The following is an 18,650-nucleotide window of genomic DNA, read 5'->3' on the forward strand; positions in this document are numbered from 1 at the left end:
CTTTTATGTTTACAATGCTATTAAATTAGCGAACAATTTATAAGCTCCCATTACACCGGCAGGTAATTGTCTGAAAAAAGCAATACCAGTGTATACAAAATTTCCTTTTCCATGTTTTGCAATGATTAAAGAGCCGTTATTAAACGGTTCACCGGCATCCTGAAACGATAAAGGAGTTTGATATCGGTTATCAATCTGGTCTGCAAAATACAATCCTCTTTCCTGAACCCAACCATTAAAATCTGATAAATCGATTTTATTAGGGAAATTTAATGCGGAATGAGTAGCGTTATTGATTTTAACAGGACTGCTTTCATCTACCACCCTGTTTCTTGAAATCTGATATGGATAAGGCCCGAATGAGCCGAGTTTACCTAATTGATTATTCGTGTTGTATTGTACAATTACATTTCCTCCCTCCTGCACATACTGCATAAAATCAGCTTCTTTTGCTGCCAGCGCAGGATACACGTTTAAAGCCCGTACTCCAAATATTACGGCATCATATTTCTTTAATGCTGCCAATGATACTTCATCAGGGGTTAAATGACTAACATGGAAACCTATCATTGATAAATATTCTGCCACTTTATCGCCGGCACCCGCAATATAAGCAATATTGCTTTTGGCTATTCTGACAGGTGCAGGATGAATATTAATGTCAATATTCTCTTTCCAGAAAATAGTTGGAATATGTTTATACGATTTCCATTCAGTACTTCCTGAAATAGTATCGATACTATTATTTCGATAGAGATAGACCAGCGGGGTTAATCTTGTTGCCTTCGCAGGAAATACAAATTTAGCAGGTGTTACAAGCAACTTCTGTCCTACCTGAAATGTACCCTTTCCTTGTTTAGTGTAGTACTTCTCATTGTTAGAACCAGACCATTCTACTAAAATACTGTCATACTCAAAAGATTTCAATGCTTCTATCTGAACAGCCACAGGATCTTCTTTTTTGAGCACAATATTCTGTACAGTTTTCACTTTGATGTACGGTAAAATCTTTACAGGATGGTATAACTCTCCGTCAATAGGATCCACTACCTTATATTCAACAGGCATATTAAATTCAATAGGATAACCGGCAAGAACTAACCCTACTGTTACATTAAAGATGGGTGGATTTACCGGAGTTCCCTTGAAGCGGTGTTGATCAAACGAAAACAAATAGGCTGTTGAAGTCGCCTGCATCCAGTATTCTATGCTATTTTGTTCACTTTCCGTGATTTTATAGCTGAAAGGAACGATATTTGAATTTTTGACAATACTCTTTTGCACACTGATCGTATCGTAAATATCGAGTTTATATAATTGTGTATTGTTTAAACGCAAAGTATGCATCACCACATCTTCCCGGGTAGAGAAAACGCGTATGGTACCTGTTAAACTGTCTCCTTTAAAAACAAAAGGCTGTTGAATGAATGCATCCATTTTCAAACCCGATACAGCCAGTATGATATCATTTAATAACTTATTCTTAGCGGGATATTGAGCCAGCTTTTTATTTTTATCCAGTTCGTTCTTAAACTCCAGCAAACGATATAAACTTTCATATGGTTTATCAACAGCATACTTTTGCAATATATTTTTCCATGCATTTTGCTCCACTTCCGATAGCCATTCGTTTGCCACACCTTCCATTAAATCTTTAACGGCCGGGCTACCCCCCCATTGAACAAAGAATTCATCAGACAAAGCGTGTGAAGCGGCTACGCCAAAGCCCTGACTTTTATGTTGAGAACGACTTTCGGCTGCCAGTTGACCATCATTTTTACCAAGTAAGGGCAGAAATTGACCTACCTGTACTTTTAGCTGATCCGGAGCAGTTGTATTCATACCACCGAAGCGGAAAGTATTCCAGAATATTCTTTTAGTTTGCCAGGGTTGTAAACCATCTGCCAACTGATCAGCAAAAGCATTGGCGTCGGCTGCCATGGCAAACGCTTTTTTAGCTAAGATAGCAGAAGCTTCATGCTGACCATGTCCGGCTCTTTCATCATCCGGAAATCTGGTAATAATAATATCTGGTTGAAATTGTCTGATCACTTTTACTACATCATATAATACGATGCTATCCGGCCACAATTGAAATACTTCTTTTGCCGATTTACTGAATCCGAAATCTTTTGCACGTGTAAAAAACTGTTGGGCGCCGTCTACTTTACGGGCAGCTAACAATTCGTGTGTTCTGATTAGGCCTAATACATCACCCTGCTCGGTACCGATCAGATTTTGCCCACCATCACCACGCGTTACCGATAAATAAGCCGTTTCATATTTACGATTATTAACAAGGTACGATAACAACTGAGTATTTTCGTCATCAGGGTGTGCAGCCAGGTACAAAACTTTTCCTGCCTGTTGAAATTGCAACATCTTCAACAATATCTCACTACTCGTTTGAGCACTTGTTACCTGAATACCTAAAAGTAAAACTACACCTGTTAACCATTTTTTCATAACAACAAAGGTAATATCGTGAAAGAGGCTGGCCCTCATTTTATTGAGAGTGCAGCCTCTTTTAATCTTATATTAATCAATATACTTTTCTAAACATACCTCATTACTGAATTTGCAGAGCGAGGATGCAGCTACAAAGTAAACAATAAAATTACTGTGCTACAATGAAAACAGCATTCGAAAGCATTAATTTTCCGTTTTCCCAGAAACTTCTGAATACGGGATTATCACCAAAGTACACCACTGCTCCTCTTCCTACATTCTGCACACCGATCAACATACCTTCGGACAATTTCTTTTTTACTTCCGGGCCGGCAAAGCCTGCCACATGTGAATTTTTCTCAAAGATGCCAACATTGCCTACACCATCGAAATATTCATAAACGGTAGAACCACCTTTAATAGTAAAATATTGTTCAGGGTAGCCGTAAGCAAGCGGATGTGTATTATCCAGTTTTACTTTAAAGATTGAGCCAGGATTGTCATATTCCATTCCTGCACGGTTTCTATCTTCGTATCTGATCAGTTTATTTTTATCAACACTGTCAACCGGTTTTACTTTCCATGTTTTTTCTTTGAGCCCCCACCAGTCAGCACCCATTAAACTATTAACAGCAGCTTCAATGGCTATTACTTTGCCACCTCTGCTTACCCAGGTCTTAATGGTATTTCTGATTTCTCCTGACTGAAATGTTCTGTAATACCCTTCCGGTATTATTAAAACATCTGTCTGATCAAGAATACTTGCACTCAGGTCATTGGCATTGACCATATTTACCGGATATTCCAACTCATAGTCAAAGAAATGCCATAGTTCACCAACGTTTAAAGAAGAGGTTCCTTCACCGGCCAACATAGTAATGCGTGGCGCTTTTATAAATCCTACAGAACTAGATCCCATATCGTACCCTTTCTCCATAAAAGTAGTAGAGATACCTTCAATGATCAGGTTCAAACCGGCGTTGGCATCCATCAATACACTGGTGATATTTTTTCCAATATGTTGATTCGAAGTTTTAGCAACGATTAATGAACCTCTGTCGAAACTTTTTCCATCTACCTGAAACGGAAACTGTGCATATCTGACTTTTACATTTTGTTGTAACAGTCTGGACAAGTATTTTGCTGAATATGGCCCGTTCCATGGAATTACATAAGCAGTAGCATTTTCAGGAATGGCGGGCATTACCTGAATTTTCATCAACGCTCCTTTTTTATAATTAGGAGATGTTTTTAATCCGTAAGTTTCTAACCCATACACATAGGGTAATGACCATGCGGTAATATCATAAGTAATAGAATCGCTCAGATAAGTTTCTCTTTCAAATAATACTTTTACCAGGTGGCCATTCGGCTGATCTGCATACACAAAAATATCTTCCGGTACAGCTTTAACACTCTGAGTCTGGTTGGTAAAATAATTTAATCCGCTGTAAGAATTTGAATTTGCATTATGCCATTCGATATCGTTGCGGGTAAGTAACTGTTTTAATCTTTCAATTTTCCCTCCTTTATCAGCTTTCACCAGATAAGCGGCATAATCACCGATACCTTTATTGGCTTTATCATAATAAGCTTTAAACTCTTTTACGATACGGTCAGCATTTTTAGAAGCAGTTTCTACTGTAGCCATGCCGGTAGTAAAATGGTGAGTAAGCCTGTCCAGTAAAGTTAAAGTATCACCATTGCCGGTAATAACTGTAGAACCGGCTCTTGAATGTCCGGCTTGTTCATAAGTTAAACCGATCGCACCCTTATAAATAGGATAGGTATCTCCGTAACTGGGATATAATAAATCGAATGATTCTTTTGTAAAAAATAACCATCCGTTCTGATCGAAATATTTTGCATTATTTTTTCCGATCATCACCTGTAATTCTCTTTGCCAGTCGGTGATTACTTCATGAAAAGGTTCTGCAGCCGGTGCAAAATAATAGGGATTATTATAACCCTGTTCATGAAAATCTATATGAATATGCGGTAACCATTTATTATAAACAACAGCGCGTTGTTGAGATTCTACCTGTGTTTGCCACGCCCAGTCTCTGTTCAGGTCATGATAATAATGGTTAGGTCTTCCACCAGGCCATGGTTCGGTATGTTCTCTGGTAAAAGGAACCGGGTTCGCTTTTGTACCCACTGTAGTATTGAACCAGTTTACATAACGGTCTCTTCCGTCAGGGTTAATACAGGGATCTACCAATACCACTGTATTCTCGAGATACTTTTTACTGTCGAATGTGGCAGGGTTGATTAACTCATAAATCGTTTTCAATGCGGCCTCGGTAGAAGAGGTTTCGTTTCCGTGTACATTATAACTCATCCATACAATAGAAACCGGTTTTCCCGAGCTGTTTTTACCTTTGGTAAGGCCCAGATTCTGTTGACGGATTTGTTCAATCTGCTGGATATTCTGTGCAGAAGAAACAGTTGCTAAAATAAGCGGTCTGCCTTCATTCGTATATCCGTAAGTTTCTAATAATATTTGCTGAGGGTGCGCTTTGGCCAGATATTCAAAATACGCAACTACTCTATGATGGGGTGTATAACGTTGCCCTAGCGGGTATCCCAGAAATTCTTCAGGCGATTTGATTTGGGCTTGCGTCGTTAGTGTGATACAACAAACTAAAAAGGATAAAATATACTTCATAACTAAAATAATAACTCGTGTTAAGGTAAGCAAAGTACCTTGTTTGACCATATTTCTGATAAAATATTTTAATATTTCATGAACAGATTTTACAATAGATAGCCTTTCACGAATAAAATCGGTAACCATGCCGGCTTTCATGAAATAAAATACTTAGTTTAGGGGAATTGATTTCATTTACACGAACCTTTAGAACTCTTGACATGAAAAAAAATCTATTTTACGCTCTTCCACTTGCGTTTTTAATGCATGCCTGCGGCGACTCTGGTGTTCTGTTGAAAGGCACCGACATTAACCCTTACAGTTATCAGATGGAGAAAAACAAAACCGGTAAAAACGGCGCTGTTGTTTCTGCGCATCCGTTAGCTTCAGAGGTAGGTGTTGCCATTTTAAAGCAGGGCGGTAATGCTGTAGATGCAGCGATTGCCACTCAATTCGCATTGGCAGTAGTTTATCCGGGTGCAGGAAACATTGGCGGAGGAGGTTTTTTAGTAGCACGATTAGCTGACGGAACCAACGTCGCCATTGATTTCAGAGAAGCCGCACCAGCTGCTGCTCATCGCGACATGTATCTTGACCCTGACGGAACACCAAGAACCGACAAAAGTCAGAAAGGACATCTGGCATCAGGTATTCCCGGTACTGTTGCAGGTGCTTTCAAAGCACACAAGTATGCCAAATTACCAATGAAAGACTTAATTGCACCGGCTGTACAACTGGCAGAAAGAGGCTTCGTACTGACAGCTTCTGAAGCCAGAAACTTCAATAGTGCAAAAGAAGAATTTCTAAAGTACAGCTCGCAATCACCGGCTTTCGTAAAAGATGCCGAGTGGAAAGAAGGTGATACACTATTACAACCAGACCTTGCCAATACCCTGAAACGAATTCAGGAAAATGGTATGAAAGGTTTCTATGAAGGCGAAACTGCTGCCCTCATCGTTGAAGAAATGAAACACGGCGGCGGCATCATCACTTTAGAAGACCTTAAAAATTACGACGCCAAAGAACGCCCTATTGTTCAATTCAGTTACAAAGGACATGACATACTTACCATGTCGTTACCTTCCAGCGGTGGAGTATTACTGCCACAGATGTTAAACATGATCGAAGACAGAAATATTCAGAACTATGCATTTTTGTCGCCACGTGCAGTACAACTGATGGTAGAAGTTGAAAGAAGAGCATATGCCGACAGAGCTGAGTTTCTTGGTGACCCGGACCACTACAAAGTACCGGTAGAAGTATTGACTTCAAAAAGCTATGCAGCAGAACGTATGAAAGATTACGATTCTACAAAAGCTACTCCGAGCAGTGTTACCAAACCGGGCACTATTCCTCAATCGGAAGAAACTACCCACTTAAGTGTATACGACAAAGAAGGTAACGCAGTGGCTGTAACAACTACTTTAAACGGACATTATGGTAGCAGAACCATTGTTGCAGGTGCAGGTTTTTTAATGAATAATGAAATGGATGACTTTAGCATAAAACCGGGTGTGCCGAATATGTTTGGCGCAGTTGGTGGCGATGCAAACGCAATCGTTCCGGGTAAAAGAATGTTGAGCTCAATGACCCCTACCATTGTACTGAATGAAGGTAAACCTTACCTGGTAATCGGTACTCCCGGAGGAACAACTATTACAACCTCTGTATTTCAGACGATTGTAGATATTATTGATTTCAAAATGTCAGTGGCCGACGCAGTAAACAAACCTAAATTTCATCACCAATGGCTCCCTGATGAAGTTCAGGTTGAGAAAGACTTCCCCGATTCAACCCGCCAGGCATTAGAAGCAATGGGATATAAAATTACCCAGCGAAGAGCAATCGGAAGAACCGAAGTAATTAAAATACTACCTGACGGTAGCTTTGAAGCCGTTGCCGATAAAAGAGGCGACGATCACGCTGCCGCTTATTAAATTTTATAGAAATTTTAGCCCTCAACGTTGTTGGGGGCTTTTCTTTTTTTTATACATTGAGATAGCTAAAAGATTACCCACTATGAACGCCAGTCTCAACAATATTATTCTTCCTGAATTAAGCAAACGATTCAACCAATACAGAATATTGGGCGAACAAACCTTACAACAGCTCAACGAACAGGAAATACATTATCAAGCGAATGAAAACACCAACTCTATCAGCATCATTATCCGGCATATGCATGGCAATATGATGAGCAGATTTACCGACTTCTTAACAACTGACGGTGAAAAAGACTGGCGTAACAGAGACGAAGAATTCAAAAAAAACAACGACTCTTCTACAGATATTCTAAATAAATGGAATGAAGGTTGGAATTTATTAATGAATACCATCAATTCTTTAACAGCAGAAGATCTGACTAAATACGTTACCATACGTAAAGAACCTTTAACCGTAACAGATGCCCTCTTCCGTCAGCTGGCGCATTACTCATATCATGTGGGTCAGATTATTCAGATCGCCAAGTCACTCAAAAACGAAGGCTGGCAATCCTTGTCGATACCCATCGGACAATCTCAACAATACAACGAATCAGACAAAATCAAGGATCCCGCAAATTTATATCCTCCGAAAAAGGGCTAGTTATTTGTATTACCTGCAGCTTTGAATTAATTTTGTCATCAATTTAGAATTTGTCTGAGAAAGTTTTGGAAAATATTTAGGATAGTGGTGTTGGTCTTGATAGGACTGATACTGTTCAGTTGGCTATTACTACAATTAAAGCCAGTGCAAAACTATCTTGTGCATAAGGCAGCCCAGAACTTATCCGCCCGCCTCGGAACCGAAGTAAAAGTAGGAAAAGTAGATATTGAGTTCTTCAATAAATTGTCACTGAATGAAGTATTTATTCAGGATGAATACCGGGATACATTGTTGTTTGCAGGGCAGGTTTCTTTAAATCTCACCGACTGGTTTTTCTTCAAAGACGAAATCGTTTTGCACTATCTCGGCCTGAAAGATGTAAAAGCTTACTTACAAAGAGATGCCACTGACTGGAATTATCAGCATATTGTGAACTTTTTTTCATCACAGGATACAGCTCAGAAAGCCACCAAACCTATCCTTTTAAAACTGGAAAAGCTCGATCTGGAGAATATACAGTTTGTACAAAGAGACGGCTGGCGGGGTGAAACACTTGAAATGTCTTTTGATGAATTACAGTTTGACGCCAGATTGTTTGACATCACTAACCGGGTAATTCAGCTGCAGACACTCACCATCGAACAACCTTACTTCCGGGTATATAACTACGAAGGCAACCGGCCAGATTCCCTGAAACCGGTTTGGGTAGACTCTGTATACCAGAATGACCCTGAACACCTTCGCTGGAATGTATCTAATTGGGATATCCGTATTATGAATGCCTACCTGAAAAAAGGAACCTTCATTAATGATGCCAACCGCCCCCGTGCTATTTATGATTACTTCGACGAATCACATATTGTGTTTAACGATATCAATGCTCACTTTAACGACCTGAAATTTGAACAGGACTCTATTAAAGCTATCCTGAACCTCAGTACGAAAGAACGAAGCGGTTTTGATGTAAAAAAACTCTACTCACATATTAAATGGCATCCTGAAGCCATGGAATTTCATGAGCTCGACCTTCAAACCAATAAAAGCCGCCTGACCAACTACTATGAAATGCGATACGGCACATTCGATAATATGAGCCGGTTTATTTCAAAAGTTCAGCTGGATGGTGATTTTAAAAATGCATTACTACACTCTGACGATATCGCTTTTTTTGCTCCCGAGCTCAAAAACTGGAACAAAAGTATCCGTGTTAACGGAGAAATCAAAGGTACTATTGACAACCTTTCTGCTAAAAACCTGATCGTAGAAGCAGGTAGTAAAACCTTCCTTGACGGTAATATTTCTATGAAAGGTTTACCCGATATTACAGATACCTATATCGATTTCGCCGCCAACTCGTTCAAAACAACTTATGAAGATGTAGCTACCCTCTTTCCGGTAGTTAAAACCGTTAATACACCCTACTTACATGAACTGGAATTTCTTGAATTCGCAGGAAGCTTTACCGGCTTCATCAATAACTTTGTAGCATTCGGACAATTCAATACGGCATTGGGTAAATTCCATTCCGACCTCAATATGAAGTTCTTTGAAAATCAGGAACCGACTTATAAAGGAAATATTACCGGAAACAATTTCGAAATCGGTAAACTTTTTCATCAAAAAGACTTAGCCACCATTAGCTTTCACGGCGAAGTAAATGGTAAAGGACTCAAAGCAAAAACTTTAAATGCAACTTTAGACGGTAGCATAGAGTCGCTCGTATTTAAAGATTATGACTATAAAGATATATTGGTAAAAGGGCTGATCGCCAGAGAAATGTTTAATGGAACCCTTTCTATTAAAGACACTAATTTCATTTTAGACCTCGACGGCCTGATTGATATCAGCAAACAAACCCCTGAGTTTAATTTTGACGCGCAGATTTTAAAAATGAATCTGAGCGGACTCAATTTGCTGAAAGACACCATTACTTTCAATGGCAATCTCAACTTCAACTTTCAGGGTAACAATATTGATAACTTTCTGGGTACGGCAAAAATAGCCGATGCCAGTATTTACAAAAGCGGAGAAAGAATTGCCTTCGACTCATTGATTGTACATTCCCGTATCAATGAACAAAACAAAATATTACAGGTAGAAAGTAATGAATTCGATGGCGTACTGATCGGAAATTTTTCGATCAAAGACCTTCCCGCCTCTTTTCAGACATTCCTGCATAAATACTATCCGAGCTATATCAATCCATCTCCTTACCAGGTAGAAAACGAAAACTTCAGTTTTGTATTTACCACCAGAAATGTAAGCGAATACATGGACATGTTTCATAAAAAACTGGGTGGCTTTAATTTCAGTTCTGTCAACGGAAGAATTAATACCACTGAAAACCTGCTCGACCTGAACGTGGATATTCCTTATTTCACTTATAACGATTACGTATTTCAGGATATCAAGTTAAAAGGGATAGGAAATTATGACCTGCTAAGTTTGAAAAGCAGTATCGGATACATTCAGGTAAATGACAGCTTATATTTCCCTAATACAGATTTTGATATCAGCTCGTCGAATGACATTTCAGATATTATTCTGAAAACCAGCGCCAACAAAAATCTCAATAACGCACAGTTCACCACCCGCATTCAAACCATGAAGTCGGGCGTTAAAGTATTATTCGGAAATTCTAATTTTAACCTCAATGGAAAAGTCTGGAATATCGACCGCAACGGAGAACTTACTTTAACCCGCGAATTGATTCAGGCAGAGAAAGTGCGCTTTTCTAATGGTTTACAGGAAATTTATTTAACCAGCGTTCCTTCTGACATCAGCCATACCAACGATCTCAGAATAGATATATCAAAAGTTAACCTGGGAGACTTCTCTCCGTTTTTCTTAAAACAAAATCTGCTCGAAGGATTACTCACCACCCATATCAACATCATGGATCCGCTGGGTAATTATCAGGTAGATCTGGCCGGAAGCATTGACCAGATGCGTTTCGACAACGATTCTATCGGCCTCGTGAGAATGCGTGGCGACTATTACAAACTATTCAACAGGTTCAACTTTAATGCTAACGGTGAAAATAAAGGATATGATTTTATAGCGAAGGGATATTATCAGTTTCCCGACTCAACGCACGAAGAATATCTTTCGGTAGAAGCTGAAATCAAAGAAACGAAAGTAGATCTGCTGGGGCAATACCTTACCGGTGTATTCAGAGAATTTAAAGGTTTTGGTACCGGCCATATGAAAATCAGCGGCCATCCGTCAAACCTGACTTATGTAGGCGAGGTGGATGCTAAAAATCTGGAATTAAAAGTTGACTATACCAACGTTACCTATAAAGTACCTACTGCACATATTAATTTTCTTGATGACCGTGTAGAGTTCCGGTCATTCAACATTTATGATCATTTCGGCAATGGAGGAACAGTTAGTCGCGGTATATTAAAACATAAAGCCTGGAATGATTTACATTTTGACTTTGCGTTGAACTCACCAAAGATATTGGTGCTGGATACCAAAGATGCCAGAAACGAAGTGTTTTACGGCAGTATCATAGCAAAAGCAAACGTTAACTTTTCTGGTCCGCTCGATAACATGCGTTTAGATGCAAGAGGCGAACCCGCAGATACCTCCCGTTTGTTCATACATAATACCACTTCTAGAGAAAGCGGACAGGCAGATTTTATTTCGTGGAAGTTATACGGTGACGAAATCAGTAATACTGAAAATAAAAGTGGTAACAATCTGGTGATGAACCTCGATGTTGCTGCTAACAACCTGGCAAACATGTATGTAATACTCGATGAAATTACGGGGGATGTTATTCATGCACAGGGTTCAGGTAATTTAAAAATGCGCGCTACTTCTGACGGAGAATTCACGATTACCGGTAGATACGATATAGAAAGAGGAGATTATAATTTCAATTTCCAGACGATGATCGATAAACCATTCAAATTGCGCGAAGGTGTAGGTAATTATATTCAATGGCGCAGTGATCCATATGATGCGGATATCCGTATCGTAGCGGAATACAACGCAGAAAATGTTCGTTTCAGTGACTTAGGTTTAGACCAGTTTTCTACGACAGGCTCAGCCAGTTCTATTAATAATAATGTAAGAAAATACAGAGGTGAGGTAATTGTAGTAGCGACCCTCACCGATCAGTTACTCAAACCAACTATTAACTTCGACCTGGAACTGCCACAGGGAAGCCCGTTACGCAATGATGCGGATGCCCAGGCATTGTTACAAAGAATTATTAATGACGAAAACGAGTTAAACAAGCAGGTAGCTTTTTTGATTGTGTTCAACAGTTTCGGGCCATTATCTACCTCCAACCAGTCGAACATCGGTAACCTCGCATTTGAAGGAGTAGTAATGAATACGATTACCGGTGTGGTGAGCAGTACGCTGAGCAGAAGATTTTCTACAATGTTCCAGAAACTCTTTAACGACAAAAGCATTAAAGTGAACTTTAACGCTCAAATATATAGTGGTTCCAACTTTTTGGATAATATTGAACGAACAGGTTTCAACCTCGACAGAACCAATCTGAACCTGAACTTCGATAAAACATTCTTTAAAGAAAGACTCACTTTTACCTTCGGAAGTGCCTTAGATTTCGGCTTATCGTCGCAACAGATACAGGCAACGCAACGCCTACAGTTTTTACCTGACATCACTGCAGAATGGAAAATCCGTCCTGACGGAAAACTGATGCTAACATTCTTTTATCGTGACAATTATAATTACCTGAGTGGAACAGGTGCCCGTCAGAACAGATCCGGTGCGAGCATCAGCTGGCGGAAAGATTTTGAAAAAACATCCGAACTATTCAGGAAAAAGAAAAAAACAGACACCGTGGCAAATGAAGAGTGATGAGTGAAGAATTAATAACAACCCAAAAATATTGTTTAACTTCTATTGAATAATAAAAAGGCATTCAGTAATCTGAATGCCTTTTTATATATAATTATAGTAATGTCACCTTCATGAACTAACCTGACTCTTCCCGCACATTCTGAATTATCAGTTATTCTTTATCCATTAATCACTGCTATTCGGGTTCTCTTAATATATGATGTCCTAATTTGTCTCTCTTGGTCTTCAGATAACGTTCGTTGTACTCATTAGGTTTCATTTCGATTGCTACGTTTTCAACGATTTCCAATCCATACCCTAATAACCCTGCGCGTTTTTTTGGATTATTACTGATCAGTCTCAGTTTAGTAATATCCAGGTGGCGCAGAATCTGAGCACCTACTCCATAATCTCTTTTATCCATTGGAAAGCCCAGGTGCAGATTTGCTTCTACCGTATCCATTCCTTCTTCCTGTAGTTTATAAGCACGGAGTTTATTCAACAGTCCGATACCTCTTCCTTCCTGGTTCATATATAAGATACAACCTTTACCTTCATTTTCAACCATTTGCATGGAAGCTTGTAATTGTTCACCGCAATCGCAACGCAAAGAGTGTAAAATATCACCGGTAAAACAGGAAGAGTGAACTCTTACCAACACCGGATCACCGGCTTTCCATTCACCCTTAATTAAGGCCAGGTGTTCATTTTTGGTATTTTTTTCGTTGAAAGCTATCAGTTTAAAATGACCATATTTAGTAGGCATATCTACCCGAACCACTTCTTCAATTAAAGAATCGGTTTTGAGTCTGTATTCAATCAGATCTTTGATAGAAATAATCTTGAGGTTGAATTTTTTAGCTATTTCCATCAGCTCGGGCAATCGCGCCATTGTTCCGTCTTCATTGAGAATTTCAACCAATGCACCGCCGTACGGAGGGGGAAAACCTGCCAGTCGGGCCAGATCAATGGTGGCTTCTGTATGTCCGGCTCTGCGTAACACACCGCCGATTTTAGCTCTTAAAGGAAAAATATGTCCGGGGCGCCCTAATTCTTCAGGAGTAGTTTTAGGATTAATCAACGCCTGAATGGTTTTGGAGCGGTCATGTGCAGAAATACCGGTGGTACATCCATACCCCAGCAGGTCAATACTTACGGTGAACGCAGTTTCGTGTAAAGCGGTATTGTCTGTCACCATGGGTGTTAACTTCAACTCATCGCATCGATCTTCGGGCAAGGGCGCACAAATCAAACCTCTCCCGTGTGTTGCCATGAAATTGATCATTTCAGGGGTAATATTATTGGCTGCGGTAACAAAATCGCCTTCATTTTCACGATCTTCATCGTCTACCACTATAATTAACTTGCCATTTTTGATATCTTCTATCGCACTTTCTATTGTATCTAACATGTAGAACTATTTGTAATAAAATAACCCGGAAACCCATGTAATTGTTTTCACAATTTTGTGGGGATTAATAAGCAAGATAGGAAAAAATATAGAATTAAAGGGGAAGTCGTTGTTGAACAGCAGATAGTAAATAAAGCAGCCATTTTTCTACCGGTAAATCAGTAGATCCAATGTTATGTAATTATGAAAAAAAGAATCAACTGAAAACCATTTCAAAACACAACTAATGTTTCAATGCCGTACAATTATGAAAAGAGTTCATTTGAAAAAAAACAATAATTCCACAATTTAGTTAGAGAAAATCCAAACATTAAAGCATACACAGGCACCTCTCTTATTAAGATAATAAAAAAGTTTGAAATAACCAAACGGTAATATGCAGGTCAAATTACCTCGTTTAACCATCAAAGGAAGTTATCAAGATTTTCAGGTCTTTAATGTGCATAATCAAGGCCGCCAAAAGTTAGCGTTTCCTTAAAATTTCTAATAAATTTGCCTCAAATTCTCCACGATCGCTTCCATTTGACTAAAAACAAGTGTTGATAGATTGGCCAGTGTTATAATATAATGTATTGTCATCAGTCTATTTTTTAAACAACCATATATGAGAAGTATTAAGTATCATCTACTCACTATTATTTGCGTTTTTTCATTTGCTATCAGTGGATTAGCGCAGGTAACCTCTAGTAGCATTACAGGTACGGTCAAAAATGCAGCCGGTGAAATTCAACCCGGTGCTACTGTAAAAGCTATTCACCAACCAACCGGAACTGTTTCCACAGTACAAACTGACAGAGCAGGTATTTACAACATTGTAAACCTTATCCCAGGCGGACCTTATTCAGTAGTGGTAACATTTGTTGGGTTTGAAAATATTGAGCAAAACGATATTCGTCTTCAATTAGGTGAAAATTTACGTTTGGATTTAGTTTTCGGACAAACCAAATCAGCAGAATTAGAAACGGTTACGATTACCGGTAGCAGAGTACCAAGAAAAACAGGTGCTGCCACCAGTATCGGTAAAGAACAAATTGCTTCATTACCTACTTTAAGCAGAGGATTAAGCGATTTCACCCGTTTAACACCACAGGCAAACGGTAACTCTTTCGGTGGTGCTAACAACCGTTTTAACAATATTACAATTGACGGTGCTGTAAACAACGACGTATTCGGTTTAGCAGGTTCAGGTACTCCTGGCGGACAAGCCGGTACACAACCGATTTCATTAGATGCGATTTCTGAACTTCAGGTAGTATTAGCTCCTTATGATGTTAGTTATGGTAACTTTACAGGTGCCGGTGTAAATGCCGTTACCCGTTCAGGTACGAACAACTTCGAAGGTTCAGTTTACTATTTTGTAAGAAACGAAAATACAATCGGTAGAGATCCGGTTACGAAAGCTGCTTCTGATGAGTTCAGTATCAAACAATACGGCTTCCGTTTAGGCGGTCCGATCATCAAAAACAAATTATTCTTCTTCGTAAACGGAGAATTGGGCAGAGAAACAACTCCTTCATTATACAATATCGGCCAGTCTTCAGTAGCCAGCAATGCTACAGAAATCAACACCCTGGCTGATTACGTAAGAACTACTTACGGCTATGATGTAGGCGGTACCGGTTTAGTAAACACACAACGTCGTTCTGATAAGGTATTTGCACGTTTAGACTGGAACATCAACGATGTACACCGTTTAACATTACGTCATAACTACATTAAAGCGTACGACGATATCTTCAGCAGATCTAACACGATCTTCAGATACGGAAACAACGGTTACAGATTTAACAATGAACAGAACATTACTGTTATGGAGTTAAAAAGCCGTTTCAGCAACCAGGTTTCAAACAGCTTAATCATTGGTTTACATAAAATCAGAGATTTCCGTTCAACATCCGGTGCTTTATTCCCTCAGGTAGAGATTGCTCACAATGGTGGTACAATTCAATTAGGTTCTGACAGATCATCTACTGCAAACGCATTGGATCAGGACATTTTCGAGATCACCAACAACTTAAAACTGTTTAAAGGTGCGCACACGATCACGATCGGTACACACAACGAGTTTTACAAATTCTCAAACCTGTTCATCAATAACTTGAATGGCCGTTGGCAGTACCAAAGCTTACAAGCTTTCTACGACAACCGTCCTAACACTTTTGCAACAACTTTCTCTAACATTCCGGGAGAAGAAAAACCAAGAGCTGCTTTCAATGCTGCTCAGTTAGGTTTATACATTCAGGACGAGTGGAGAGTGAACAACCTGTTCAGCTTAACTTACGGATTAAGAGCTGATATGCCATTGATCAATACCACTCCTGCCGACAACCCGGCTGCAAAAACTTTAGGTGATTACAGCACGAGCAACGTTCCTAACAAACAAATCTTATGGTCTCCGAGAGTTGGTTTCAACTATGACCTGAGAGGTGACAAAAAATATGTATTGAGAGGTGGTGTAGGTATCTTTACAGGCCGTGTACCGTTTGTATGGATCTCTAACCAATTCTCCAACACTGGTTTGATGTTAAGCACGATCAGCCAGAACGGTGGAGATGCTAACCCATCACAAGTAAACGGTGGTAACGGGTTCATTCCGGATGCTACTCAACAACATACTGCTGTTGGTAACGTAGGTAACACATTTGAGATGAACTTAATTGATAAAGATTTCAAATTACCGCAGGTGTTAAGAGCTAACATCGCTGTGGATATGAAATTACCAGGCGGTATCAATGGTACACTTGAAGCAATGTACAGCCAAACCATCAACAACGTTTTGTATAAAGACATCAACCTTGATTACTCAAACCAGGGTACTGTTAACCAACAATACAACCAGGGAGCTGATCAACGTGTTGCGTATGGTTCAACCAATAATGACAGACGTATTAACGATAACATCACTAACGCGATCTTTATCACTAATACGAATAAAGGGCATACTTATAATTTAACTGCTTCATTAAACAAATCATGGAGCTGGTTATATTTACAAGCTGCTTACAACTATAATATCGCTAAAGATATCAATAGTGGTACTTCTTCTACAGCATTATCAAACTGGGAGTTTGTACAGGTAGTAGGTGACCCTAACATTCCTTCTCTGGCGTATTCTTCCCACATGTTACGTCACCGTATCACAGGGGTTGCTACTTTCAACTTAGAGTGGAGTGAAGCTACAAAAACGACTATTTCATTCTTCTATCAGGGTAACTCTGGTCAAAGATTTACTTATTTAACAAACGCTGACTTAAACAGCGACGGCAGAACCGGTAACGACTTATTATATGTACCGGCTAATGCTTCTGAAATTAAATTCAACACATACACTACAGGTGGTGTTACTTATACTCCGCAACAACAGTCTGATGCATTTTTTGCATACATCGACGGAGATAAATATTTAAGTTCAAGAAAAGGTAAGTATGCTGAAAGAAACGGTGCTGAATTACCCTGGCAACACGTAGTAGATATGCGTATAGCGCGTGACTACTTCTTCAAAATTGCCGGTAAAAAACATAGTGTTCAGTTAACTTTGGATATCTTCAACGTAACTAACCTGATCAACAAAGAGTGGGGCCGTCAATACTTCGTAAGTAACCAGGCTGCTACAGTTTTAGGTACCAGCGGTTCAGGTGCAGGTGCAGGTTATACCTTTAATCCTAACTACAACTTAAGATCTATGAACTTCGGTTCAAGATGGCAAGGTCAGTTTGGTGTTCGTTATAGCTTCTAATAATTTAAGCTCTTCAATAAAAAAGGGTGTATCTTTTTCAGATACACCCTTTTTCGTGCTATAAATTAACATTAAGTAATGAAGCGTTTCAGTTGTTGATTGTTTAGCCAGACAGAAGCTACTTTCTTATGAATACCTTCACTTCTGAACGGTTATTACAGAATACACTTTTTCCAATAAACAGGTATTGCTTTTGCCCATGTAGCCACATCATGTTTTCCCCCTTCTATCTGATAATAGAAATAGTCACGCCCTTCTTTTTTTCCTTTTTTTGACAAGAGCCGCATTAAATCAATCGTATCATCAATACTATCAATAACCCCGTTCTTATTACGGTCTTCTTTTTCATCAAGGGTGCCGCATTCAAAGAAAAATTTCAACCCATCCGGTAAGTTGGTCATTTGTTTTAACTTATAATGCATTAACCGGTCGGTGTTTTCATCATACTTAGCATGGTTTTTATCCATTTTACGCCACCATAAAGAGCCTGACATTACTCCGACCGAAGCTACTTTCAATGAATTATTGAGGGCAAAATCGAGCATCGATAACGCACCCAATGAAAATCCCATTAAATGAATTGACTGAAACTGTTTAACCTTAAAATAAGATAATATAAACGGATACAGTTCGTGTTCAATAAAATGCTGGTATTTTCCGGCAAGCGTACCTCTGCCCAGATAATCCGGTTGATCCTTCATTCCATATTTCTGTATACGGCTTTCACCGGCTTCTATACCTATACATAATAAAGGCCGCCCGCTGGCTGCGATCCAACCGTCTAAGATTTCCTCAAACTTCATTTTTGGCAGGTCCTGGCCGTCATTTATCAATAACAATCCCATTTCCTCAGGTTGCACAATACCTGTAGGCAAATAACAATGTAAAACGATCTCTTCCTCTAAAGCGTTTGCCTTTAAACTATACGTTTCGTAAAAAATGGATGTCTCTTTCAGCATACTGCAAATGTAAAAATTTAAGTGGGATGAATA

8 protein-coding genes are annotated in these 18,650 nt (G+C 39.3%); 4 read left to right on the plus strand and 4 right to left on the minus strand.

What is annotated here, in order from left to right:
- Window positions 1-9 precede the first annotated feature (9 nt).
- Window positions 10-2,466, minus strand: coding sequence for a PIG-L family deacetylase (locus D9O48_RS05625; protein ID WP_158624828.1), 2,457 nt, complete (start codon window positions 2,464-2,466; stop codon window positions 10-12).
- Window positions 2,467-2,617: 151 nt separating this feature from the next.
- Window positions 2,618-5,116, minus strand: coding sequence for a M14 family zinc carboxypeptidase (locus tag D9O48_RS05630; protein ID WP_126971483.1), 2,499 nt, complete (start codon window positions 5,114-5,116; stop codon window positions 2,618-2,620).
- Window positions 5,117-5,319: 203 nt separating this feature from the next.
- On the opposite strand from D9O48_RS05630, the gene ggt reads away from it, so the two are divergent.
- The 3 genes from ggt to D9O48_RS05645 all read left to right on the plus strand — a co-directional run bounded on the left by ggt (window position 5,320) and on the right by D9O48_RS05645 (window position 12,529).
- Complete coding sequence (ggt, locus tag D9O48_RS05635) at window positions 5,320-7,035, plus strand: gamma-glutamyltransferase (protein WP_126971485.1); 1,716 nt, start codon at window positions 5,320-5,322, stop codon at window positions 7,033-7,035.
- Window positions 7,036-7,117: 82 nt separating this feature from the next.
- On the plus strand, window positions 7,118-7,684 hold the full coding sequence (locus tag D9O48_RS05640) for a DUF1572 family protein (protein WP_126971487.1): 567 nt from the start codon (window positions 7,118-7,120) through the stop codon (window positions 7,682-7,684).
- Between the two features lie 144 nt (window positions 7,685-7,828).
- A complete protein-coding gene (locus D9O48_RS05645; protein ID WP_126971489.1) occupies window positions 7,829-12,529 on the plus strand; it encodes a translocation/assembly module TamB domain-containing protein in 4,701 nt (1,566 codons plus the stop codon).
- A gap of 178 nt (window positions 12,530-12,707) precedes the next feature.
- Here D9O48_RS05645 and D9O48_RS05650 read toward each other — a convergent pair whose 3' ends face one another.
- A complete protein-coding gene (locus D9O48_RS05650; RefSeq protein WP_126971491.1) occupies window positions 12,708-13,922 on the minus strand; it encodes a bifunctional 3,4-dihydroxy-2-butanone-4-phosphate synthase/GTP cyclohydrolase II in 1,215 nt (404 codons plus the stop codon).
- 604 nt (window positions 13,923-14,526) lie between these two features.
- Here D9O48_RS05650 and D9O48_RS05655 point away from each other — a divergent pair.
- A complete protein-coding gene (locus D9O48_RS05655; RefSeq protein WP_126971492.1) occupies window positions 14,527-17,658 on the plus strand; it encodes a TonB-dependent receptor in 3,132 nt (1,043 codons plus the stop codon).
- A 155-nt stretch (window positions 17,659-17,813) separates the two neighbouring features.
- Here the strand turns inward: D9O48_RS05655 and D9O48_RS05660 are convergent, their stop codons facing one another.
- Window positions 17,814-18,617: an alpha/beta hydrolase gene (locus D9O48_RS05660; RefSeq protein WP_126971493.1), complete on the minus strand. Its 804-nt coding sequence runs from the start codon at window positions 18,615-18,617 to the stop codon at window positions 17,814-17,816.
- Window positions 18,618-18,650: the final 33 nt, after the last annotated feature.

This window comes from Gynurincola endophyticus (assembly GCF_003991195.1).
In the GTDB taxonomy this organism is placed as follows: Bacteria; Bacteroidota; Bacteroidia; order Chitinophagales; family Chitinophagaceae; genus Gynurincola; species Gynurincola endophyticus.

Bases quoted from the DNA above. Each gene is read 5' to 3' on its own strand.
- D9O48_RS05625 (WP_158624828.1), bottom strand. From the start codon at position 2,466: ATGAAAAAATGGTTAACAGGTGTAGTTTTACTTTTAGGTATTCAGGTA.
- D9O48_RS05630 (WP_126971483.1), bottom strand. From the start codon at position 5,116: ATGAAGTATATTTTATCCTTTTTAGTTTGTTGTATCACACTAACGACG.
- ggt (WP_126971485.1), top strand. From the start codon at position 5,320: ATGAAAAAAAATCTATTTTACGCTCTTCCACTTGCGTTTTTAATGCAT.
- D9O48_RS05640 (WP_126971487.1), top strand. From the start codon at position 7,118: ATGAACGCCAGTCTCAACAATATTATTCTTCCTGAATTAAGCAAACGA.
- D9O48_RS05650 (WP_126971491.1), bottom strand. From the start codon at position 13,922: ATGTTAGATACAATAGAAAGTGCGATAGAAGATATCAAAAATGGCAAG.
- D9O48_RS05655 (WP_126971492.1), top strand. From the start codon at position 14,527: ATGAGAAGTATTAAGTATCATCTACTCACTATTATTTGCGTTTTTTCA.
- D9O48_RS05660 (WP_126971493.1), bottom strand. From the start codon at position 18,617: ATGCTGAAAGAGACATCCATTTTTTACGAAACGTATAGTTTAAAGGCA.